This window comes from Ruegeria sp. CG11 (assembly GCF_056537245.1).
In genome coordinates, this window is sequence record NZ_JBQFRE010000003.1 from 50,608 (window position 1) to 72,354 (window position 21,747).

Genomic DNA, 21,747 nt, shown 5'->3' on the forward strand with positions numbered 1-21,747 from the left:
CAGATGATTACGGTCCACACGAATTCCGACGGAGCGCTGCTCGAAGTTGAGCTGTCCGGCGAGGTGACCAGCAAAGACTATAATGAGGTTCTGGTCCCCGCGATCGAAGCTGCGCTCGCCGAACATGACGCGGTGCGTTTGTTGGCCGTGGTGCAACCGGAGTTCAAAGGCTACGATCTGGGCGCGGCCTGGGCGGACACCAAGCTGGGCCTCAGCCATTGGCGCGGGTTCGACCGCATCGCCGTGGCTGCGGGTCAGAGCTGGGTGCAGACCGGTATCCGGTTGGCCTCACCGATCCTGCCATGCCCGGTTCAGGTTTTCGAGCTGTCCGAACTGGAGGCCGCGCGCCGCTGGATGCGCGAATCTCTGGGCGCCATCCATGTGATCGACCTGGGCAGCCCTTGCGTTCAGGTCAGCCTGTTGGGAAAATTGGACCCTGTGGAGTATACGCGGGCCGAACTGGAACTGGACAACCTTCTGGCGGGCAAAAGCGGGTTCCGGCTGTTGGTTGATCTGCGCGAATTTGATGGCTGGCAGGGGCTTACGGCGCTGGCGTCGCACTTCCAACTGGTGCGAAAACACGCCGGGTTGCTGAATCGCGCGGCCATCGTGGGGGACAAAACCTGGCAGCATATCGCACAGAGAGCGGCCAGTCATATCTTGGGGACACGCACCCAGTTCTTTCCAACGGAAGAGATCGAAAACGCCAAGTCCTGGCTTGCCGCTGGGTGAGACCGTAAAGAACGGCTCACGTTTACGTAAGGGTAAGTTTCGTTATTCTTGATTGATTGGTCAAAAAAAGGTTACACAGGTCGTGTTCTTCTACCATACCACTGCGGAAGGACACATATTCTGAAGCGCGCCGCTGTGGACTGCCACTCACTCACCACAAGTGTCCGAACTTGACCCCCTCGAAGTTCACACCAGCCTGCAGCGGCGCTGGTTCAGTCCACGCTGATCTGCGGGAAAATGTTACGCGTTACTCACACGCGCAGAACGGCCGCCACGGCGCTTGGCCAGACGGGGTTTGCGCGACGGTAGCTCGTCCATGATCCCCGCACGTTCGGTGGCGTCCATTTTGGACCAGCGCGAAATCTCATCAATCGTTCGGTAGCAGCCGGTGCAGATGCGTTCCGTCGGGTGTACGACACAGATCTGGACGCAAGGACTTTCGACCTCGTTCCTTTTCCAAACCATGTTTGTCATCGGCGTACTCCGTCCGCTACAGAAAGCGCAGCCTGTCCAGCGCTCCTTGCAGGATATAGCCTGCAGCGACGTGATCGATAACCTGTCCGCGACGTTTTCGTGTCGTATCCGCCTCTAAAAGTGCCTTTTCGGCCGCAACCGTGCTGAGTCGCTCGTCCCAGAAGCCGATCGAAACCTCGGTCAGGCGGGATAGGTTGCGGGCAAAGGCGCGGGTCGACTGACAGCGGGGGCCTTCGGTTCCGTCCATGTTTTTCGGCAGGCCAAGGATGATGCCGCCGATCTCGCGGTCTGCGATAATCTCAATCAGACGGGCGGAATCCAGCGAGAATTTTTTGCGCCGCACGGTTTCCAGAGGGCTGGCCACGCCGCGCATCCGGTCCGAGACCGCCACGCCGATGGTTTTTTCACCCAAATCCAGCCCCATCAATGCGGTCATCGGTGGCAGAGAAGCAGCGAAGTCCTCGAACGCGTCGTGGATCATTGCGCGATCCCGGCCTGCAATGCGGCGGCATCGATCAGTTCAATCGCCTCGGCATTCCCTGCAAAGACTTCCATCGCCTCGTTTTTGATATCGATGGCGCGTTGACCCTCGCCCAAAACACCAAGCGCTGCGATCAGGCGAGCCCATTCTTCGGGCGAGCCACCTTCGCTGGCAAGGCGTTCAGACAGTTGGTTGACCATGCCCTTAATCATCTCTTGCCGCTCTTCCGGCGTTAGCGCGGCGGCGGCGTCCATTTCTTCCTGACTTGGGCCGGAAGTGGCAGGGGCGGGGATGTCAGGTGCGTTGAACACACCCGCGCGGAAGGCCAGCTCGTCCAGTTGCACGCGGATGGCATCCGCCCACGGGGCGCCTGCAGGGGCATCGCGAAGGGCATCCACCCAGATGCGGTATCCGACGTCGGGGCGTCCGATCTGAACCATCATCTGCCCCAGATAATACTGCGCAGGACCATGGCGCGGGTCGCGCTGCAGGGCTTGTTTCAAAGCCTCTTCCGCCTCGGGCGAGACATAACCACCCGCAGACAGGATCAGCATTTCGGCCAGATGCGAATAGGCATCGGCCGGGGCCGCGTCGCCAGAAAGCTCGATCACGCGTTTCTGGGCCTTGTAAGCGGCCGGAAAGTTGCCTGCATTCGCTTCGTGCTGAGCCAGCAGGATATGGCCCTGCAGATCATCCGGGCGTTCTGCAACAGTGTCGCGCAACTGCCCCAAAAGATTGGCATAACTTTCATCCAACTGCGGCAACTCGGCAGGTTGCGCAGCAGCTTCGGCCTCGGCCTGACTGGGGCGGTCGGCGCGCAGGGCTTCGGCCTGCTCCTTACGCAGGGACAGAGGCTGATCCGGCAGCCCGGCGGCCCCCATCTGGCGGTACATTTCAATACCACCACCAATCACGACCGCAGCAATGACGACAAAGGCTGCAATGGTGGCCCACAGCGGTGCCCCGGCCTGTTTGGTCCCGGCCTGCATCTGTGCGTCGGCGGCCAGAATGCGACGTGAGATTTCCGTCCGCACCCGCTCGGCGTCGGCCTTGCCGATCACGCCTCGGGCCAGATCCCGATCTACGCCGGCCAATTGCTCGCGGTAAACACGCAGGTCATAGGCTGCGGCAGGCTCGCGCGTTTTGCGACCGCGCAGCAACGATAGGCCCAGGATCAGCGCCGTCAGCAGCGCGGTTAGAATTGTCACGACCAGGAACGACATGGTTTCTCCGATTTGGCTGCCCTGACTTAGACCTCTCGGCGGGGCGACAAAAGGGGCAAATGGCCGCGCGAGGACTTCATGTCGCAATAATAGGCCGGATGTCGCAATAGTTCGATATTGTGGCGTTGCGTGGCAGGGCTAAACTGTCGGCACACGGCATATCTGCGCCAATCACCGAACCGGATGGATTCGCTCATGAAACACTACTCAGCCTTTGCTGTGGCGCGGGAGGCCCTGCGCTATCACACCGGGTGGGAGCGCGCGTGGCGCTCGCCCGAACCCAAGAAACGCTATGACGTCATCATCGTCGGCGCTGGCGGACATGGTCTGGCGACCGCCTATTACCTTGGCAAGAATTACGGCATCCAGAACGTCGCCGTCATCGAAAAGGGCTGGCTGGGCGGCGGTAACACCGGCCGGAACACGACCATCATCCGGTCGAACTATCTGCAGGACCCGTCGGCGGCAATCTATGAAAAGGCCCGCAGCCTTTATGAAGATCTGAGCCAGGACCTGAACTATAACGTCATGTTCAGCCCGCGCGGCGTGATGATGCTGGCCCAGACCCAGCACGAAATCCGCGGCTATCAGCGCACGGCGCACGCCAACGCTCTGCAGGGTGTGAAGACCGAATGGATCACGCCCGAGCGTGTGAAACAGCTGGTGCCGATCATTAACCTCGACGGCCCGCGCTATCCGGTTCTGGGTGCGTTGTGGCAGGAACGCGGTGGCACCGCCCGTCACGACGCCGTGGCCTGGGGCTATGCCCGTGCGTGTTCGGCCATGGGAATGGACATCATTCAGCAGTGCGAAGTGACCGGTGTTCGTTCGGATAACGGCCGCGTTGTCGGTGTCGATACGACCAAAGGTGCGATCGACTGTGACAAGCTGGGTATCGTCGTTGCGGGTCACTCGGGCCAGTTGGCCGAGATGGCAGGCTTCCGTCTGCCGCTGGAGGCGATCGCGCTGCAGGCTCTGGTGTCCGAGCCGATCAAACCCTGCATGGACGTGGTCGTGATGGCCAACACCGTGCACGGCTACATGTCTCAGTCCGACAAGGGCGAGATGGTGATCGGCGGCGGGACCGACGGGTTTAACAACTTCACCCAGCGCGGCAGCTTCCACCATATCGAGGAAACCGTCCGCGCGCTGGTCGAGACCTTCCCGATGATCTCGCGCCTGAAGATGCTGCGCCAGTGGGGCGGTATCGTGGACATGACCGGCGACCGCTCGCCCATCCTGTCGAAGACGCCGCTGCAAGGCTGCTTCATCAACGGCGGCTGGGGCACAGGCGGCTTTAAGGCAATCCCGGGGTCCGGCTGGGGAATGGCACAGCTGATGGCCACAGGCCATTCACCGCTGACCGAAGCCTTCTCGCTGGACCGTTTCAAAGAGGGCCGCTTCATCGACGAAAGCGTAGCCGCCGGGGTGGCGCACTAAGGGCATTGCCCAAAGTTGCCCACTAACAGAATTCAGGTCGGCCATTGCGCCGACCGACCGCCAAAAAGGATGACCATATGCTGATCCTGAATTGCCCGTATTGCGGCGTTGACGCCGAAGAAACCGAACTGGCCGCTGGTGGCGAGGCGCATCTGAAGCGTTTCGGTCCGGGCTCATCGGATGACGAGTTCCACGACTACCTGTTCATGCGTGAAAACCCCAAAGGTGTTCACTTTGAACGCTGGCGCCATGCGAATGGCTGCGGCAAGTGGTTCCACGCTGCCCGTTGCACGAACACTCTTGAAGTGTTCGGCACGTACTCGGCCCAAACCACCGAGCCGCCGCAAGAGATCAAGGACGCCATCACCGCCAAACGTCCGGGATGGACATGGAGAGAGTTCTCCTGATGCTTCGTCTTTTCAAAACTATTCCCGCCGGAGGCTTTGATGCCTCCACCTGCGAAAGGTCCGCAACATGAGCACCCGTCTCGCAAAACAGGGCCGGCTGATTAACCGGTCAAAACAGGTCACCTTTACCTTCAACGGCACATCGATGCAGGGCTACGAGGGCGACACGCTCGCCTCGGCCCTGTTGGCCAACGATCAGATGATGGTGGGCCGGTCGTTCAAATATCACCGTCCGCGCGGCGTTGTCGCCAGCGGCGCCGAAGAGCCGAACGCTCTGGTTGGTCTGGGGCAGGGTAACCGGTTCGAGCCGAACCAGCGCACCACCACGACCGAGCTGTTCAACGGCCTGACCGCGATCTCGCAGAACCACTGGCCGAACCTCGAGTTCGACATCGGCGCGGTCAACACTGCATTCGCGCGCTTCCTGCCGGCCGGTTTTTATTACAAGACGTTCATCCATCCGAAACCGTTCTGGAAACACGTCTACGAGCCGTTCATCCGTCAGTCCGCCGGTCTGGGCAAAGCGCCCGACAAGGACAGCCGCGACGCGGACACCTATGAGCACTTCTACCACTTCACCGATGTTCTGGTGATCGGCGGCGGTGTCGCTGGCCTGCAGGCCGCGAAAGTTGCCGCGCAATCCGGTGCCAAGGTCATGCTGATCGAGCAGACCGCCCATTGGGGTGGCCGTGCTCCGGTTGATGGCGGAACCGTTGATGGCGAACCTGTGGATAAGTTCGTGGAGCAATTGGTTTCCGAACTCGAAGCAATGGACAACGTCACCATGCGCATCCGCTGCATGGGGGCAGGGGTCTATGATCACGGCTATGTGCTGGGGTATGAACGCCTGACCGACCACACCCCCGGCGTTCAGGGCCCGCGTCACCGCCTGTGGCGCATCCGCGCCAAGCAGGTTGTGACCGCCACAGGTGCGATCGAACGTCCGCTGTCTTTTGCAGGCAACGATGTGCCGGGCGTGATGCTGGCCGCAGCCATGCGCGATTACGTGGTGAACTGGGGTGTGACCCCGGGTGAACGCGTAATCATTGCCACCAATAACGACGACGCATATCGCACCGCGATCACTCTGAAACAGGCTGGTGTAGACGTTCTGCGCATCGTTGATGCACGGGCCGCGGCTGGTCCTCTGGCCGAAGAGGCGCGTCAGCTTGGCATCCAGGTCGACCCGGGCAAGGCGATCGCCAAGGTCAAGGGCGGCAAGCGCGTCAAGAAGGTCGCGCTGTGCAATCAGGAAGGCATCGGCGGCGCTCGCGAAGAAGTTGAATGCGACGCAATTGCCATGTCGGGCGGCTGGTCTCCGGTCGTTCATATGTGGTCGCATTGCGGCGGCAAGCTGATCTGGGATGAGGCGAACGCCCATTTCCGTCCCGACGCCGAACGTCCGCCGCTGGGCGCGAATGGCGAAGGCTTTGTGGTTGCCGCCGGTTCCGCCAACGGACCGCTGGCGCTGGGTGATGTGCTGGCAGACGCGCAAACCGCAGGTGAAGCTGCCGCCAACGGCGCGGGTTTCACCCCCAAGACGGCAGACGCTCCGAAAGGGGAAACCACGGCCGAGGCTGCGATGGAACCGGTCTGGCTGATGCCCTCGAATGCCGAGATCAGCCTGCGCATGAAGTCCTGGCTGGACTTCCAGAACGACGTCAAAGTCTCCGACGTCCAACTGGCTGCGCGTGAAGGCTATGAAAGCGTCGAACACACCAAGCGTTACACCACGCTGGGCATGGCAACCGATCAGGGTAAGCTGAGCAACATCAACGGCCTGGCGATCCTTGCTGATGCGTTGGATGCGGAAATCCCCAAGGTGGGCACCACCACATTCCGTCCGCCCTATACGCCCATCTCGCTGGCGTCGATTGGTGGCGAAGCCCGTGGTGAGGTGTTCCAGCCGATCCGTCAGACACCGATGCACAACTGGCACGACAAGAACGGCGCCGATTGGGAGCCGGTCGGCCATTGGCGCCGGACCTATGCCTATGTCCGTCCCGGTGAATCCGTGCATGACGCCGTGAACCGCGAAGTGAAGAACACCCGCGAAAACCTCGGCCTGCTGGACGCCTCGACGCTGGGTAAGCTGATCGTCAAAGGCCCGGATGCTGGCAAGTTCTTGGACATGCTGTACACCAACATGATGTCCACGCTGAAGGTCGGCAAATGCCGCTATGGCCTGATGTGTTCGGAAAACGGCTTCTTGATCGACGACGGTGTTGTTGCCCGCATCGATGAGGACACCTGGCTGTGCCACACAACCACCGGCGGAGCCGAGCGCATCCATGGTCACATGGAAGAATGGCTGCAGACCGAGTGGTGGGACTGGAAAGTCTATGTCGCCAACGTGACCGAGCAATACGCTCAGGTCGCCGTGGTCGGCCCCAACGCCCGCAAGGTGCTGGAGAAGCTGAACGCGCAAGCGGGCGGTGGCATGGATCTGTCGAAAGAGGCGCTGCCCTTCATGGAATGGCGTGACGGCAAGATCGGTGAGTTCGACGCACGGGCCTATCGCATCTCGTTCTCGGGCGAACTGTCCTATGAAATCGCGGTTCCTGCGTCTCAGGGTCAGGCGTTCTGGGATGCGCTGATCGCGGCAGGGCAGGAGTTCGGTGTCATGCCTTACGGCACCGAATGTCTGCACATCCTGCGGGCCGAGAAGGGCTTTATCATGATCGGGGACGAGACCGACGGCACCGTGATCCCGCAGGATCTGGGGCTACACTGGGCGCTCTCGAAAAAGAAAGAGGACTACCTCGGTAAACGCGCCCATTCGCGCACCCACATGGCCGATCCCGAGCGCTGGAAACTGGTGGGCCTCGAGACTGTGGATGGTTCTGTCCTGCCGGACGGCGCTTACGCAGTGAGCGACGGCGTCAACGCCAACGGTCAGCGCAACATGATTGGGCGGGTGACCTCGACCTACTATTCAGCCAACCTGGACAAAGGCATCGCCATGGGCCTGATCAAGCACGGTCCCGACCGCATGGGCGAGATCGTCGAGTTCCCGGGCACCGATGGTAAAACCTACAAAGCCAAGATCGTTGACCCGATCTTCTTCGACAAAGACGGGGAGAAGCAGAATGTCTGAACCCATCAGCGCACTGAACCACGCCAGCTATGATGGCATCGTCAAGGTCGAGGAATGCGGCCTGCAGGGGATGATTACCCTGCGCGGCGACCTGTCGGACAAGGTGCTGGCCAAGGCCGTCAAGGACGCAACCGGGCAGAAAGTGCCCGGTCAGCGCGAAGCTCTGGTCAATGGCGATACCGGCGTCTGCTGGATGTCCACTGACGAGCTGCTGGTGCTTGTTCCTTATGCCGAGGTCGAGGCCAGGCTGACTGCAATGAACAACGCGCTTAGCGGCACCCATGCGCTGGCCGTCAATGTTTCGGACGCGCGCGCCGTGTTCCGTATCTCGGGCGCAAGCGCGCGCGAGGTGATGGGCAAGGTCGCGCCGGTTGAGCTGTCAGTCGAAGCGTTCCAGCCCGGCCAGATCCGCCGCTCGCGTCTGGCACAGGTGGCGGGCGCGTTCTGGATGGACGATGCCGAAACCTTCCGCGTCGTCTGTTTCCGATCGGCCGCGGATTACGCGTTCAAACTGTTTAAGGTTGCGGCGCAGCCCGGCAGTGAGGTCGGGGTTTACTAGTCCGGCTGCAAGTCATGAAAAAGCCCCGAGTGCTCGGGGCTTTTTTGCATTCAACTGCGCCGGATTTTGCACTTTCCAAATGTTTTTGGAGGGTTTTCCAGCCAGCGCCGAACGAAGGTGCCGCGCAGACCGATGGAATTGCTTTCCGGATCGATCCTGGCGAAGTAGTCTATCCAAAACTGCTGGCCATTCGTGGCTGTGGGTCGGCTTTGCCAGTAAAGGAGGTAATGACCTTTCCGGTTTCTTCTAACCCGGGTTGGTGTAAAGCCGTAAACGTCTGTCGCGTGGTCTGCTTTCATGTGCTGGGTGTCAATTCTGAACACGTACTGCGGTGCAATCCAGCCACGGCTTTCTTGGTTCTGTATGGCGCATTCATAGATCAACGGCTCGCCAATTGCCATTTGCGCTGTCATCGTTGCGCCGCAAACCAACGGCAGCAACCGTTTCAGCAATGCAGAATGTTGCAGGGTTTTTCGACTCACACAGGTTACCCTCAGAATTTAGTTACAGAAGGCAATTAGCTCTGTTTCATCCAGGCCGGTTCCTGCTCGACGACGGCGCAATTTCCGGTTCCGTAGGGTTTGTTTGATGCGCTGACGTTGCCGAAAGTGCCCCGCACCTTGATCGTGTTTTTCTTCTGATTAAGGTTGGCCTGATATCGCATCCGAATGGCCTGACCTTGCGAACTTGGGAGTGTGACCCTCCAAGTCACTTGGTACGTGCTGTTATTGCGGGCTTTAAGGTTGGCATCTGTCTAGTCGTGATACCCGTTGATGACCTGCGCCTTGCCTGTTTCGGGATCAAGACGAAAGTAATATTCCGGTGCAATCCAGCCGTCGCGGCCTTTAATTTTGCAGTGATAAATAAGCTCTTCAGCCGCGACGGTGTGGGCAGCGAATGCCGCGGCGAACAATGCCAAAAGACGTTTCATTTCTTTCTCGCTATGGGAAATCAATTTCCATCCTGGATTGAATAAAAAGCTTTAAAAAACAACCGTATTCACACGCTTAGCGCGAAGGCGAAATGCCGCAGTCTACCTCTGCAGTATAATTGCGCGGTACCGCAGCAATTCCTGTGGTTCCAGCAATTCCCGAGCACTTACCGGCTTCCCGGCTTCGTCAAAGATTTCCGTGTAAAAGGAAAGGCTCTGCAGCAGTTCAGATGTGCGCTTCAGCCGGTCTTGTTCCGGCAACATCGGCGAATGTAATGACAGGAACAGAGTAGGGCGCTGTTTTTTCAGCCATTCGATCAGGGTGGGCAATACGAAAAACTCGGCGCCCTCGATATCCATCTTGACCAGTGATACGCCCGACAGATCGTTTGTGGCCTCGAACTGATCCCACGCGATGGTCAACGCATCGGAACCATGCGCGCCGTCATGCAGTAGGGAACTGGTGGAATCGCCCGGCTCTCCGCGCACCGAGGCGATGCGGGCCACTCCGAACCGGTCCGACAACGCCACCCCAAAGGCCGAGACGTTGTGGATGCCGTTCAGGTCCAGATTCCACGCCAGATGTCGGAACGCGGTGGGGTCGGGCTCGAAACACCAGACATGCCGGGCCTTGCGGGCACCGTACAGGACCGTGGGGCCGATCCAGGCGCCGATATCCAGATAGTCGCTGTCCGGTGACAGGTATTTGTCCAGCACGGCGAAGGTTTCCGGCTCCCATGCACCGGAAGAGGCCTTGCGCCAGAATTTCGAGTGGTAGGGGTCCAGACGAAACGGCTCATCGTTCAGATTGCCCGCATAGTATCCGCGGGCGCGGTAGAACATCTTGCGCGCCTGTGTCAGCATCGCCTGCCTCCGGGTTTTGTGATCTCTGCCCTTGACCTGCGGCGCTTGCCAAAGCATTTAACCCTTGGGAACCGCAACTTTTATTTTACAGGGGGCCGAGATGGCTTTTGAACTTCCTGATCTTCCTTATGCACATGACGCGCTGGCAGCCAAGGGTATGTCCGCGGAAACGCTGGAATATCACCACGACCTGCACCACAAGGCCTATGTCGACAACGGCAACAAGCTGATCGCCGGCACCGAGTGGGACGGCAAGTCGCTGGAAGAGATCATCGTTGGCACCTATGACGCAAATGCCGTCGCGCAGAACGGCATCTTCAACAACATCAGCCAGCTGTGGAACCACAACCAGTTCTGGGAAATGATGGGCCCCGGCGACAACGCCATGCCCGGTGAGCTGGAAAAGGCTCTGGTCGAAAGCTTTGGTTCGGTTGATGAATTCAAATCGCAGTTCAGCGCCGCTGGTGCTGGTCAGTTCGGCTCGGGCTGGGCATGGCTGGTCAAGAACGCTGACGGCTCGCTGGCTGTGACCAAGACCGAGAACGGTGTGAACCCGCTGTGCTTCAACCAGACCGCTCTGCTGGGTTGCGACGTGTGGGAGCACTCGTACTACATCGATTTCCGCAACAAGCGTCCGGCTTACCTGTCGAACTTCCTCGACAACCTGGTGAACTGGGAAAACGTCGCTTCGCGGATGTGATTTTTGACCCGATAAGGTGTCAACAAGGGCCTGCTGGCGGTGACGCTGGCAGGCCTTTTTGCTGCCGGACACAGGCGTATCAGATCGCAGGTCGAAATCTTGGAACAGGTGCCGGTCTGACAGGAGAAATCCCGCCGATGAAGAAAGTTTCATCCTGAGACGGGATTGCACCTCGCCCGACAGTACTTACCTTAGGTGAGGCGGAGGGAGAGACCGCTAACCAGTTGAAACATAATCAGGCAACGCACCGGATCACTCTGGTCGCGTCACGGTAAGCCTTTGCCTGATGGAAAAGAGACGGCTGTTACAGCCACTACAAGGAGAGCACGATGGTCGCACTTGAGCAGGGAACATGGGTTGTCATTGCCGATGGGGAAAAGGCGTTGTTTGTCGAGAATATCACCGATGCCGAAGACCCCAATCTGGTCGTTGTCTCGGTCGAGGAACAGGATGCGTCCACAGGCCCGACCGACCGGGCAGGGCGGCGTTTCGACGGTGGGCCGAACCAGAAATCGGCAGTTGAAGAGCCAAACTGGAAATCCCACGCGAAGTCCCTGTTTGTTCAGGATGTTGCCAATCTGTTGAACCGCAAGGGGCTGAAGGGGGCATTCAACCGTCTGGTTCTGGTCGCCAGCCCGCATGTTCTGGGCCTTCTGCGCCGCCGTCTACACAGCGAGGTTTTGGCCAAGGTCGTGGCCGAGGTCGACAAGACCCTGACCAATCACCCCATTCACAAGGTTGAAAAGCTGCTGATCAGCCGCCTTAGCCCGGCCACCTAGGCGACAGAATTACGACGGGCGGTCCAACACCGCCCGTTCACTCGTCAGGTTAGGAAGCCGCGCAGAGTGGACATTGCGTGTGCTGGGTCATCGACCCAGGTGATAAACTCCGCCAGCGATCCGTCGGCAAATCCCCGACCGATGACCTGCTGCAACAGATCGTGTAGCGCATCCCAATAGCCATCCACATTCATCACCAGAATGGGTTTTTCATGCAGGCCCAACTGACGCCATGTCAGGGCCTCGAACAGTTCGTCCAGCGATCCCGGGCCGCCGGGCAGGACTACCACCGCATCCGCATTCATGATCATGACCTTTTTGCGTTCGTGCATCGTCTCGGTGATCACGAAACGGGTCAGATCGGTTTTGCCGACCTCGCGCCGCAGCAGGTGAACCGGGATCACGCCGAACGTGTCGCCCCCGGCGGATTGAGCGGCGCGCGCGACCTCGCCCATCAGGCCCACATCCCCGGCGCCGTAGACAAGGCGCCAGCCTTCCTGCGCCAGCAGGGTCCCAAAGGTCTTGGCGGCTTCAGAGTAGGCGGAATTGGCGCCGTTGCGTGACCCGCAATACACACAAACAGATTTCTGAGTCATGGTGAACGCTCTCCGGGGTTGCGCCGTGGGTTTTGACCCCTGATAGCGGGATTGATAGATTGGCTCAACCGTCAGGCAGAATGTGTTATAGCCAAGGCACTTGCGCTGCGGAGTGAAAGGAAAAGAATGAACGCCGAGTCGGGAAACGGAAGCTCTGGTAGCGTTGTCTGGGGGGTGATCGCCGGTATCGTAGTAGTAGTTGGAGCGGGCGGGTTGTTCTTGTCCCGTATGGGTGCAGACGCGCCTGAAGAGCCAGCGCCGCAGGTCGAGGTTGCAGTTCAGAGCAACGAAGACAGCACCCCGGATGAGCCAGCCGAACAAGAACCCGAGGCCGAAGCGCCTGCCGCTGAAGCGTCCACTGCTGAACAGGAGGATACGGCAGAGGCCGCCCCGCCTGTCACCCCCACTTTGGATCAGATATTTGTCGAGCCGGACGGCAATGCGGTTTTGTCCGGCTCAGCAGAACCCGGTGCCGAGGTGAACGTGCTGTTGGATGGTGAGCCGGTCCACAGTTTCACGGTCGACCCCAGCGGCCAGTTCGCCGAATTCCTGTCGATCCCGTTTGCTGACACCGCACGCGGCCTGACGCTGCAAACGCAGGGCGATGAGTCGGTGCGCTCGGACGACTATGTCATCGCGGCTCTGCCAGAGCCGGAACCGGTGGCAGAGCCCACAGCGCCCGCCGAAACGGCGGAAAATGAAACTACCCAGCCGGAGAATGCGGAAACGGAAAACGTGGCAGCAGCCGAAACAGCTGACGTGGCTGAGCCGATTGAGACAACCGATGCGCCTGAACCTGTTGAAACAGCCGACGTCTCCGAACCCGAGGCTGAGACTGAACAATCGGCGCAAGCGACGGGTGAAGACGCTCAGGCCCAAGGCGTCGCTATCCTGCGGTCGGGTGAGGACGGCGTCGAACTGGTACAAGCACCAACTGCGCAACCGAAAGAACCGGATCAGGTTGCTCTGGACACGATCGGCTATTCCGATGCCGGCGATGTCGAACTGACGGGCCGGGTGCCGGATGGATCGGTCGTACGGCTGTATCTGGACAACCGGCTGGTGGATGACCTGACCCCCGCCGAAGACGGCAAATGGCGTAGTGAGCTGGATGGTATCGAGCCCGGCGTCTATACCCTGCGCGTGGATGAGGTCGGCGCAGATGGCACAGTGATCAGCCGCCTTGAAACCCCGTTCAAACGCGAGCCGCAAGAGGTCCTGCGCGCGGCTGAGGCGGCCGATGAGCCGGAGCTTGACCCCGATACACCTCCGATCCGTTCGGTGACCGTGCAGGAGGGTGACACGCTCTGGGCCATTTCCCGCGAACGGTTCGGGGACGGTGTTTTGTATGTGAGGCTGTTCGAAGCCAACCGGGATTCGATCCGCGATCCTGACCTGATTTATCCCGGTCAGATCTTCACGATCCCTGAATAAACCTTTTGCCTCTGGCCCTTTCCGGGCTAGGGGCTATCTCTGACCGCAGATCAGGTACGTGATGAGACGAACAGCCCCGATGCATTCCGACGACATGCCCAAAACAGACGAGCGCCGCTCCGGCTGGCGCACGATCCGCAAGGTTGCGCCATATCTCTGGCCCGAGGATGAGCCTTGGGTCAAACGCCGCGTGGTTCTGGCGCTTGGTATGCTGGTGCTGGCCAAGCTGATCGCGGTCTACACGCCGATCCTGTACAAAGGCGCGGTCGACGCTCTGGCTGGTGAGGGTGTGCCGCCGCTGGCATTGGGCGCTGTTGGCCTGACCGTTGCCTATGGCGTGGCGCGGATGATGACCGTGGGCTTTCAACAGCTGCGCGATGCGGCTTTTGCGCCGGTGGGTCAACGCGCCTTGCGGGCGCTGGCATTGGAGACGTTTCAGCACATCCACCAACTGTCTATGCGCTATCACGTGACGCGCCGCACCGGCGGCCTCAGCCGGATCATCGAACGCGGCGTGAAAGGCGTGGAGTTCCTGCTGCGCTTCCTGCTGTTCTCGATCGGGCCGCTGATCCTGGAACTGCTGCTTGTGGCAATCATCCTGATGTGGCTATTCGATGTCTGGTATCTGGTCGTCGTGGCGGTGACCATCGGGTTTTATATCTGGTTCACCTTCGCCGTCACCGAATGGCGCGTAAAGCTGCGGCGTGAGATGAACGATCAGGACACCGAGGCCAACCAACGTGCCATCGACAGCTTGCTGAACTTTGAAACCGTTAAGTATTTCAACGCCGAACAACGCGAAGCTGCGCGCTATGACGTGTCGATGAAAGCCTATGCAGGGGCGGCTTTGAAAACGGCCTATTCGTTGGCCTTCCTGAACTTTGGCCAGTCTTTTCTGATCACCTGCGGGCTGATTGGGGTGATGGTTCTGGCTGCCATCGGGGTTCAGAATGGCTCGCTGACCGTGGGCGATTTCGTCATGGTCAACGCCTACATGATCCAGATCACCGTGCCATTGAACTTTCTGGGCACAGTGTACCGGGAAATCCGTCAGTCACTTGTGGATATGGGGCAGATGTTCGACCTGTTGGAGCAACCCGCCGAGGTTACCGACAAACCCGACGCGCCGGATCTTGCAGTCAATGGCGGAGAGGTCACGCTGGAGAATGTCCATTTCGGCTATGACGCGGATCGGGAAATCCTCAAGGGTGTGTCGCTGACCGTACCAGCGGGCCGGACGGTGGCTATCGTCGGGGCGACGGGCTCGGGCAAGTCCACCATCGGGCGGCTGTTGTTCCGGTTCTATGACGTGACTGGCGGGGCGCTGAAGATCGACGGGCAGGACGTACGCGACGTGACGCAGAACAGCCTACATTCCGCCATCGGCGTAGTGCCGCAGGACACGGTACTGTTCAACGACACCATCCGCTATAACATCGCCTATGGCCGCGACGGTGCCTCGCAGGAAGAGGTCGAGGCTGCCGCCAAAGCCGCCCAGATTCACGACTTCATCGTCACGCTGCCCGAAGGCTATGACACCAAAGTGGGCGAACGTGGCCTGAAACTGTCCGGTGGCGAAAAGCAACGGGTCGGCATCGCCCGCACGCTGCTCAAGAACCCACCGATCCTGTTGCTGGACGAGGCGACCTCGGCGCTGGATACCGATACCGAGCAGGACATCAAGGACGCGCTGGCGCGGGCCGGGGAAGGGCGCACCGTGCTGACCATTGCGCACCGTCTCAGCACCATCGCCGAGGCTGACCGCATCGTCGTGCTGGAACAGGGCGAAATCCTTGAACAGGGCACCCATGACGAACTGCTGCAACGCGAAGGCCGCTATGCGCAGTTGTGGAGCCGTCAGCAATCGGACGCACAGGCTGCCTGACCTGCACTGCGCGCGTCCACGGATGTGCTATGATGGCCGGATATAGGAGGAGGTGTGATGCGAAAACTCGTTCAACCTGCATTTATCGCAGCCGCGCTCGCCCTGTTGACGCCAGCCCTTGCGGCGGCTGACCCAATCGTCGGCGTCTGGAAAACCGAACCGGACCGGAAAAAGCTGATCTCTCATATCAAGATATCGGCTTGCGGAGACAAATTCTGCGGCCAAATCCAGTCGGCCTATGACACATCCGGCAAAGAGGTGCAGACCCCGAATATCGGCAAGAAGCTGTTTTGGGATGTCGCCAGTGAAGGGGGCGGCAAATATGGCGGCGGGGATTTCTGGATTCCGATGGTCAATGTTGATGTCGTGCCGCAAATGACGCTGAATGGGGACACCCTGCGCGTACGCGGCTGTGACCACGCGATATGCGGGCACCAGACGTGGACCCGTTTGTCCAACTAAAAGTAAGGACTCGGTTGCTGGATTGTGAATTCTTTCAGTTCCCGGCTTGATCGCAGACGATTGTCGTTTGCCCGATGGCGCCTTCCGGTTATGACCGGTAGCACCAATCGTTTCGTGTTGGAAAACAAATCAGGGAAACACCAAATGAAGAAGTTGTTTGCTGCGCCGTTTGTTCTGGCGTCGCTTTTTGCCTCGACCGCATCTGCCGAGGATCTTGTATTTCTGCTGGCCAACGAAAGCAGCGTCGATCTGGTTGAATTCAACGTCTCTCCAAGCTCGTCGGACAGTTGGGAATCGAACTTGCTCGGCGGTGATTACATTGCACCGGGGTACGAGGCGGACGTATTGATCGCCGACGGGCTGCAAACCTGCGTATACGACATTCGTGGCGGGTTTTCTGATGGATCCTCTGCCGAAGACTTCGGCTTGGATCTATGCGAACTGGGCGAATACGTTTTCACCGACTAAGACAGGTTAAAGCGAAAAATGGCGAGCCTTCGGGCTCGCCATTTTTTTATTCAGCGGCTTTCAGAGGCGTCCCCGGCGGACGTTCCGGCGTTTTGGCATCCGTGGACGCGGGTTCCCTTTCATCGCCCCAGACAACTTCGGTCGCCTGTGCCTGACGGGCAGCCTTGCCGATGGCCATATCCTGCGCCACCTGGCTGGAATGCCCCGACGTTACACGGGCCAGAACCCTGCCCAACCACACCAGATAGGTCGAGACCCACACGCGCAGCGCAAGGAACGAAGGCGTCACGATCAGCGTCAGAACTGTCGCGATGCCCAGTCCGAACACCACAGCAGTGGCCAGCTGTTTCCACCACAGCGCCGTCGGGCTGTTGATCGAGTAACCGCCATTGATGAAGTCCAGCGACAGGCCGAACATCATCGGCGTCAAACCGGCCATCGTGGTTAAGGTGGTCAGCAGAACCGGGCGGATACGCGCCTCGGCGGTGCGGACGATCGCTTCGATCCGGGGCATGTAGCGGCTGTATTCCTGATAGGTGTCGATCAGAACGATGTTGTTGTTCACCACGATCCCCGCCAGCGCCACGATGCCGGTACCGGTCATGATGATCGAGAAGGGCTGCTGCATGATAATCATCCCGATCAGCACCCCGGTGGTCGACAGCACGACCGCCAGCAGCACCAGGACCGAGTTATAGAGCGAGTTGAACTGCGCCAGCAGGATTACGAACATCAGCCCCAGCGCGCCCAGGAATGCGCTTTGCAGGAAGGCTCCGGATTCCTCCTGATCCTCCTGATCGCCGGTCCATTCCCAGCTGATCGCGGTCGAGAACGGCTCGGTGTTCAGCCATTCGGTCAGCACTGCAATCCGCTCGTTCGGATTGACCAGAGCAAATCTGGCCTCGCCGTCTTCGATCGCTGCGCGCAGGTCGTCGACGCTGTCGGCTCCGGTCAGTTGGAACAGCTCGTATACTGTACCGTCCGGTTTGGTGACGGTTGCCCCGCTGGGATCGACGCCTTCTTCGACGGCTCGCACAACGGCCAGACTTTGCTCGGATCCGTCCGGACCATCGACAACCACTTTGGACAGGCCCGGTTCGACATCCGCCTTCACGTCGTAATACCGCTGCTGATCGATCCGGTTGATCTCGGCCAGTTTGGCCACCGGCTGGCGGGTCACAAAGTTCGACAGCGGCACCAGCCCGTCGGGCGTGCGCACCTTGAGCGTGTCGAGCGTGGACAGTACCCGGTCTTCCTCGGGCAGGCGGACGCGGATTTCGACCTCTTCATCGGTGCTGTCGGGGCGCATCTCGCCCAGCAGGATTCCGCGTGTGACAAGTTGCACCATCGCGCCGACGGTGGCGACGTCGGCGCCGAACCGACCTGCCTTGGCAACATCCACGTCGATCTGCCAGTCGATGCCGGGCAGGGGCATGGTGTCTTCGACCTTGATCAGGCCGGGCGTTTCATCGAACACGGCGCGCGCTGATTGGGCGGCGGCGGTCAGTTCCTCCCACCCGTCACCCTTGATGCGCAGATGCACCGGCTTGGCTGCCGCCGGGCCTTGTTCCAGCGGAAGGATTTCCACGATGAAACCGGGCAGTTTGGCGAGTTCCACGTTCAACTCGTCCAGAACGAAATCACCGTCATATTCCGGTGCGATGATTTCACGGTCGAACAACCCGAACAGGGCGGGTTCGGTCTGCTTGGGCCGGTCTTCCCACGGAGTGATTTCGAACTGCACACGGCCCACGGTATCGGCAGGCGCCTGCGCGCCTCCGTTGTTCTGGTTCAGACCGCCTTCGCCGGCAAAGGAGAACACGTTGGTCACGGCCGGGTGCGCGCTGATCACCTCTTCGGCGGCCAGCACCATCGCGTCTTTTTCCTGCAGCGACAGGTTGCCCCGGGCTCGGACATAGGCGGTGGCCTGTTCCGGTTCGGTTTCGACGAAGAACTCGACGCCACGGTTGTTGTTTATGAAATAGGTCATCACCCCCATGACGCTGAGCGCCACGACAGCAATCGAAACCACGGGCATGATCGGGTTGCCGACCAGGAATTTGACCACGTAACCGAACCAGCTGTGTTCGCGCGCGGTATGGACGCGCTCTTCGTGGTGGCGCTCGATCTTGGCGGCGCTCAGGGTCACCGAGCCGGCAAAGCCACCTGCGATGAACAGAAGCGCACCCGCAACCACTCCGCCGGGCAGAAGGTAGTCCGGGTTCAGCATTTGCATCGCGCCAAGGAAGATCATATAGAGCGACGGAGGAACCAAGATCGCGCGCACCCACCATGGGGCTACACTCCGCAGCCAGTTTGATGTGCGGTCGAAGGTCCGGCTGAGGCGACCCGAGACACCACCCACGACAGGCAGGTAGATCAGCGCGACGATCAGCGACGAAGAAAGTACGAAGATCAGCGTGATCGGCAGCATCTTCATGAATTCACCGGGCACACCCGGCCAGAACAGCATCGGCAGGAAGGCGCACAGCGTCGTTGCGGTGGACGACACGATGGGCCAGAACATCCGCTGTGCCGCCTCGACATAGGCGTGCATCGGACCGATGCCTTCCTTGATGCGTTTGTCGGCGTATTCCACCACCACGATGGCCCCGTCGACCAGCATCCCCACGGCAAGGATCAGCCCGAACATCACCATGTTCGAGATGCTGACCCCCATAATGGCAAGAAACGCAAAGCTCAGCAGGAACGAGGTCGGGATCGCAAAGCCTACCAGCAACGCTGCGCGGGTGCCCAGCGAGGCCAGAACCACGATCATCACCAGCGCAATGGCGGTCAGGACCGAGCCCTCAAGCTGACGTACCATCGAGTCGACGATACGGCTCTGGTCGTTCGAGGTGCCGACATCGACGGCGGCACGCAGCTCGGATGGCCATTTCTCCTGTGCGGCGGCCAGTGCCTGTTTCACCTGCGCCACCGTGTCGATCAGGTTGAAACCTTTGCGTTTGACCACCTGCAACGCCACGGTGGATTCGCCGTCGAACCGGGCGGTGCCTTCGCGGTCTTCGAAGGTGTAGTTGATCTGCGCCAACTCACCCATCGTCACGACACGGTCGCCATTGACCTTGACGGGCAGGCTGTAAACATCCTCGGCGGTTTTGAACGAGGACGGAATCTTGACCGAGAAGGTGCCCTGCGCGGTGTCGACCTCACCCGCAGCGATCAACTGGTTGTTGTTCTGCACGACGCTGATCAACTCATCCGCTGATACGTCGTAGGCCTCAAGCCGCAGCGGGTCGATGATGACCTCGAGCAGTTCATCGCGATTGCCCGCGATTCCGGCCTCAAGCACCGAATCCAGCGCTTCCAGATCGTCCTGCAAGTCTTTGGCAATGCGCGCCATCGTGCGTTCGGGCACGGCGCCAGTCAGGTTGACGATGACGATGGGGAATTCGGAAAAGTTGATTTCGAACAGCGAGTATTGCTCGGCCCCTTCCGGGAAATCGGCCTGTGCGCTGTTCATCGCATCGCGCACGTCCGCCATGATCGCCGTCTTGTCCCAGCCAAAGTCAAACTCGAGCGCGATACCGGCATAGCCTTCGGCGGCGGTGGCAGTCATCTCTTTCAGACCGTCCAGATCCGCCAGCTCGGTTTCCATTGGCTTGATCAGCAGGTTTTCCGAATCCTCGGCAGAAATGCCGGGGAACTGGACCGAGACGAACAAGGCCGGGATTTCGATATCCGGCTCGCCTTCCTTGGGCAGGCTGACATAGGCGAACCCGCCGACAACCAGCGAGATCGCGATGAAGGCCAGAACCATGCGGGCCCTGTCGGCGGCCCATCCTACCAAACCTGTCATTGTGCAGCTTCCCGATAGGTGGGCTTAACGATGACGCCCTGTGTCACGAACTCCTGCCCGACAACGATGACATCCGCGGTTTCCGGCAGCCCGTCGACCCAGACGCCCTCAGCCGTGTCACGCAGCAGGCGGATCGGCATGAAGCCGACGACGTTTTCCGCGCCTACGGTGCGGACGCCAACCTGACCTTCGTTGTTCAGTGTCAGGGCGGATTGCGGCAGAAGATGCGCTTTTGCCCCTTCGGCCGAAATGCGGATATCGGCAGTTTGACCGTCGCGAATGTTAAGCTCTGGATTGGGGACAGTGATCTCAACCTCGAATGTGCGGGTGGTTTCATCCGCCGACCGGCTCAGGAACGTGACACGACCAGCGACCTGAAGACCGGTAACAAGCTGCGCCGAGGCTTCTGAGCCGACAAGGATCTTGTTCACATCGACCTCGGGCACGAAACCGACCAGCTTGATCGGGTCCAGCTGAATGACGGTCGCACACAGCGAGCCGGGCTGCATCAGGCTGCCCAATTCGGCGGTGTCGCTTTCCAGCAGCCCTTTGAAGGGGGCTTCGATGGTCTGGCGGTCGATCTCGCGCTGGGCGGCCTTGACCTCGGCAGTGGCGGCTTCGATCCCGGCGCGGGTGGCTTCCAGACCCGCCTCTGCGGTTTTGACACCGGCTTCGGCCGAACGCATCGCGGCCTCGCTTGAAATCCGGCGGGTTTCCGATCCGAACCCGGTTTCCGACAGTTTCTGAGCTGCCGTCAGATTGATCTGCGCCTCGGCAACCAGCGCGTGCGCTTCTTCCAGGCGCGCCTCGGCCTCAGGAATACGGCTTTCGGCTTCAAGCCGGGCGGCTTCGGCCTCGGCCAGGCTGGCAGGGCGGGTGCCGGGGTCCAGTTCACACAGCAGGTCACCGGCCTCAACAAAGGTCCCTCTTCGCTTGGGTTCCGAAATCACGGTCGAGGTGGTTTCGGCCAGAACTTCAACCTGACGGTTGGCCTTGGTTTGCCCGCGCAACAACACGGCGCTGTCAATTTCTCGTGCTGCGGACCGCAGGACAACAACGCCTATGGCGTTCTGGTCTGACGTCGTGTTGGCTGCGAATTCCGCATTTGACGCAGCGTCAGTCTCAGAGTCGCCACGACCGGCGAAAGCAAACAGCGCGTCCCTTTCGAAGACCAAAAAGAACAGTGCGGCAATCACCAAAAGCGCATTCACGAATGAAATCAAACGCATACAAAGACTCTCCCAGAATTCGTCGCCGATTGTCCTTCGGCGTGTATGCCTGAAAATGGGGTCAGGCATGCACCATTTCTACACTAAACTGGATAGTTCGGTTCACTTTTTTCTGCAAGGGCAGTGCATCGCGGTGAAAATGTCCGAATTCCGGCCCTTGGCTTGG

Annotated in this window: 20 protein-coding genes; 11 read left to right on the top strand and 9 right to left on the bottom strand. The window is 59.9% G+C overall.

The window, feature by feature from the left end:
* The first annotated feature begins 3 nt into the window (after positions 1–3).
* Positions 4–732 (top strand): SpoIIAA family protein, encoded by a 729-nt coding sequence (locus tag ACR0KW_RS09575; protein ID WP_480804780.1) that lies wholly within the window; start codon positions 4–6, stop codon positions 730–732.
* A 240-nt stretch (positions 733–972) separates the two neighbouring features.
* Here the strand turns inward: ACR0KW_RS09575 and ACR0KW_RS09580 are convergent, their stop codons facing one another.
* From ACR0KW_RS09580 to ccmI, 3 genes are read right to left on the bottom strand one after another with little or no spacing between them, the layout of a single operon-like run.
* Positions 973–1,206 carry a DUF1289 domain-containing protein gene (locus ACR0KW_RS09580; protein WP_170325358.1) on the bottom strand — a complete coding sequence of 78 codons (234 nt, stop codon included), beginning with the start codon at positions 1,204–1,206 and terminating at the stop codon, positions 973–975.
* A gap of 16 nt (positions 1,207–1,222) precedes the next feature.
* Positions 1,223–1,687: a Holliday junction resolvase RuvX gene (gene ruvX / locus ACR0KW_RS09585; protein ID WP_170325357.1), complete on the bottom strand. Its 465-nt coding sequence runs from the start codon at positions 1,685–1,687 to the stop codon at positions 1,223–1,225.
* Positions 1,684–2,910 (bottom strand): c-type cytochrome biogenesis protein CcmI, encoded by a 1,227-nt coding sequence (gene ccmI, locus ACR0KW_RS09590; RefSeq protein ID WP_480804781.1) that lies wholly within the window; start codon positions 2,908–2,910, stop codon positions 1,684–1,686. Before ccmI ends, ruvX begins: the two co-directional genes overlap by 4 nt.
* A 195-nt stretch (positions 2,911–3,105) precedes the next feature.
* On the opposite strand from ccmI, the gene ACR0KW_RS09595 reads away from it, so the two are divergent.
* The 4 genes from ACR0KW_RS09595 to ACR0KW_RS09610 all read left to right on the top strand — a co-directional run bounded on the left by ACR0KW_RS09595 (position 3,106) and on the right by ACR0KW_RS09610 (position 8,413).
* Positions 3,106–4,350 carry a sarcosine oxidase subunit beta family protein gene (locus ACR0KW_RS09595; protein ID WP_480804782.1) on the top strand — a complete coding sequence of 415 codons (1,245 nt, stop codon included), beginning with the start codon at positions 3,106–3,108 and terminating at the stop codon, positions 4,348–4,350.
* A gap of 77 nt (positions 4,351–4,427) precedes the next feature.
* Entirely contained in the window at positions 4,428–4,757 is a 330-nt protein-coding gene (locus ACR0KW_RS09600; RefSeq protein ID WP_170325354.1) for a sarcosine oxidase subunit delta, read from the top strand.
* A 67-nt stretch (positions 4,758–4,824) separates the two neighbouring features.
* Complete coding sequence (locus ACR0KW_RS09605; protein ID WP_480804783.1) at positions 4,825–7,854, top strand: sarcosine oxidase subunit alpha family protein; 3,030 nt, start codon at positions 4,825–4,827, stop codon at positions 7,852–7,854.
* Entirely contained in the window at positions 7,847–8,413 is a 567-nt protein-coding gene (locus ACR0KW_RS09610; protein WP_480804784.1) for a sarcosine oxidase subunit gamma, read from the top strand. The genes ACR0KW_RS09605 and ACR0KW_RS09610 overlap by 8 nt, the downstream gene beginning before the upstream one ends.
* Positions 8,414–8,463: 50 nt before the next feature.
* Here ACR0KW_RS09610 and ACR0KW_RS09615 read toward each other — a convergent pair whose 3' ends face one another.
* The 3 genes from ACR0KW_RS09615 to ACR0KW_RS09625 all read right to left on the bottom strand — a co-directional run bounded on the left by ACR0KW_RS09615 (position 8,464) and on the right by ACR0KW_RS09625 (position 10,208).
* Positions 8,464–8,895, bottom strand: coding sequence for a hypothetical protein (locus tag ACR0KW_RS09615; RefSeq protein WP_480804785.1), 432 nt, complete (start codon positions 8,893–8,895; stop codon positions 8,464–8,466).
* Between the two features lie 272 nt (positions 8,896–9,167).
* Positions 9,168–9,344 (bottom strand): hypothetical protein, encoded by a 177-nt coding sequence (locus tag ACR0KW_RS09620; protein ID WP_480804786.1) that lies wholly within the window; start codon positions 9,342–9,344, stop codon positions 9,168–9,170.
* Between the two features lie 102 nt (positions 9,345–9,446).
* The gene (locus tag ACR0KW_RS09625; protein ID WP_480804787.1) at positions 9,447–10,208 is read right to left on the bottom strand and encodes an FkbM family methyltransferase; all 762 of its coding nucleotides are present in this window, start codon (positions 10,206–10,208) and stop codon (positions 9,447–9,449) included.
* Positions 10,209–10,308: 100 nt separating this feature from the next.
* Between ACR0KW_RS09625 and ACR0KW_RS09630 the strand changes: the two genes are divergently transcribed.
* Together ACR0KW_RS09630 and ACR0KW_RS09635 are read left to right on the top strand one after the other, a co-directional pair.
* Positions 10,309–10,908 (top strand): superoxide dismutase, encoded by a 600-nt coding sequence (locus ACR0KW_RS09630; protein WP_480804788.1) that lies wholly within the window; start codon positions 10,309–10,311, stop codon positions 10,906–10,908.
* Between the two features lie 329 nt (positions 10,909–11,237).
* On the top strand, positions 11,238–11,687 hold the full coding sequence (locus ACR0KW_RS09635; RefSeq protein WP_480804789.1) for a host attachment family protein: 450 nt from the start codon (positions 11,238–11,240) through the stop codon (positions 11,685–11,687).
* Positions 11,688–11,731: 44 nt separating this feature from the next.
* Here ACR0KW_RS09635 and ACR0KW_RS09640 read toward each other — a convergent pair whose 3' ends face one another.
* Entirely contained in the window at positions 11,732–12,283 is a 552-nt protein-coding gene (locus tag ACR0KW_RS09640; protein WP_480804790.1) for an LOG family protein, read from the bottom strand.
* Between the two features lie 126 nt (positions 12,284–12,409).
* On the opposite strand from ACR0KW_RS09640, the gene ACR0KW_RS09645 reads away from it, so the two are divergent.
* From ACR0KW_RS09645 to ACR0KW_RS09660, 4 genes are all read left to right on the top strand, one after another.
* Entirely contained in the window at positions 12,410–13,717 is a 1,308-nt protein-coding gene (locus ACR0KW_RS09645; RefSeq protein WP_480804791.1) for a LysM peptidoglycan-binding domain-containing protein, read from the top strand.
* Between the two features lie 79 nt (positions 13,718–13,796).
* The gene (locus tag ACR0KW_RS09650; protein ID WP_480805057.1) at positions 13,797–15,602 is read left to right on the top strand and encodes an ABCB family ABC transporter ATP-binding protein/permease; all 1,806 of its coding nucleotides are present in this window, start codon (positions 13,797–13,799) and stop codon (positions 15,600–15,602) included.
* Positions 15,603–15,659: 57 nt separating this feature from the next.
* Positions 15,660–16,064 (top strand): DUF2147 domain-containing protein, encoded by a 405-nt coding sequence (locus tag ACR0KW_RS09655; protein ID WP_480804792.1) that lies wholly within the window; start codon positions 15,660–15,662, stop codon positions 16,062–16,064.
* 144 nt (positions 16,065–16,208) lie between these two features.
* Entirely contained in the window at positions 16,209–16,532 is a 324-nt protein-coding gene (locus ACR0KW_RS09660) for a hypothetical protein (protein WP_480804793.1), read from the top strand.
* A 46-nt stretch (positions 16,533–16,578) separates the two neighbouring features.
* Here ACR0KW_RS09660 and ACR0KW_RS09665 read toward each other — a convergent pair whose 3' ends face one another.
* Positions 16,579–20,352 (bottom strand): efflux RND transporter permease subunit, encoded by a 3,774-nt coding sequence (locus ACR0KW_RS09665; RefSeq protein WP_480804794.1) that lies wholly within the window; start codon positions 20,350–20,352, stop codon positions 16,579–16,581.
* The gene (locus ACR0KW_RS09670; RefSeq protein ID WP_480804795.1) at positions 20,349–21,581 is read right to left on the bottom strand and encodes an efflux RND transporter periplasmic adaptor subunit; all 1,233 of its coding nucleotides are present in this window, start codon (positions 21,579–21,581) and stop codon (positions 20,349–20,351) included. The genes ACR0KW_RS09665 and ACR0KW_RS09670 overlap by 4 nt, the downstream gene beginning before the upstream one ends.
* Positions 21,582–21,747 lie beyond the last annotated feature (166 nt).

Bases quoted from the DNA above. Each gene is read 5' to 3' on its own strand.
- ACR0KW_RS09610 (WP_480804784.1), top strand. From the start codon at position 7,847: ATGTCTGAACCCATCAGCGCACTGAACCACGCCAGCTATGATGGCATC.
- ACR0KW_RS09650 (WP_480805057.1), top strand. From the start codon at position 13,797: ATGCATTCCGACGACATGCCCAAAACAGACGAGCGCCGCTCCGGCTGG.
- ACR0KW_RS09645 (WP_480804791.1), top strand. From the start codon at position 12,410: ATGAACGCCGAGTCGGGAAACGGAAGCTCTGGTAGCGTTGTCTGGGGG.
- ACR0KW_RS09595 (WP_480804782.1), top strand. From the start codon at position 3,106: ATGAAACACTACTCAGCCTTTGCTGTGGCGCGGGAGGCCCTGCGCTAT.
- ACR0KW_RS09600 (WP_170325354.1), top strand. From the start codon at position 4,428: ATGCTGATCCTGAATTGCCCGTATTGCGGCGTTGACGCCGAAGAAACC.
- ACR0KW_RS09630 (WP_480804788.1), top strand. From the start codon at position 10,309: ATGGCTTTTGAACTTCCTGATCTTCCTTATGCACATGACGCGCTGGCA.
- ACR0KW_RS09665 (WP_480804794.1), bottom strand. From the start codon at position 20,352: ATGACAGGTTTGGTAGGATGGGCCGCCGACAGGGCCCGCATGGTTCTG.
- ACR0KW_RS09620 (WP_480804786.1), bottom strand. From the start codon at position 9,344: ATGAAACGTCTTTTGGCATTGTTCGCCGCGGCATTCGCTGCCCACACC.
- ACR0KW_RS09640 (WP_480804790.1), bottom strand. From the start codon at position 12,283: ATGACTCAGAAATCTGTTTGTGTGTATTGCGGGTCACGCAACGGCGCC.
- ACR0KW_RS09660 (WP_480804793.1), top strand. From the start codon at position 16,209: ATGAAGAAGTTGTTTGCTGCGCCGTTTGTTCTGGCGTCGCTTTTTGCC.
- ACR0KW_RS09670 (WP_480804795.1), bottom strand. From the start codon at position 21,581: ATGCGTTTGATTTCATTCGTGAATGCGCTTTTGGTGATTGCCGCACTG.
- ACR0KW_RS09605 (WP_480804783.1), top strand. From the start codon at position 4,825: ATGAGCACCCGTCTCGCAAAACAGGGCCGGCTGATTAACCGGTCAAAA.
- ACR0KW_RS09625 (WP_480804787.1), bottom strand. From the start codon at position 10,208: ATGCTGACACAGGCGCGCAAGATGTTCTACCGCGCCCGCGGATACTAT.
- ACR0KW_RS09635 (WP_480804789.1), top strand. From the start codon at position 11,238: ATGGTCGCACTTGAGCAGGGAACATGGGTTGTCATTGCCGATGGGGAA.
- ACR0KW_RS09575 (WP_480804780.1), top strand. From the start codon at position 4: ATGATTACGGTCCACACGAATTCCGACGGAGCGCTGCTCGAAGTTGAG.
- ACR0KW_RS09655 (WP_480804792.1), top strand. From the start codon at position 15,660: ATGCGAAAACTCGTTCAACCTGCATTTATCGCAGCCGCGCTCGCCCTG.
- ccmI (WP_480804781.1), bottom strand. From the start codon at position 2,910: ATGTCGTTCCTGGTCGTGACAATTCTAACCGCGCTGCTGACGGCGCTG.
- ruvX (WP_170325357.1), bottom strand. From the start codon at position 1,687: ATGATCCACGACGCGTTCGAGGACTTCGCTGCTTCTCTGCCACCGATG.
- ACR0KW_RS09580 (WP_170325358.1), bottom strand. From the start codon at position 1,206: ATGACAAACATGGTTTGGAAAAGGAACGAGGTCGAAAGTCCTTGCGTC.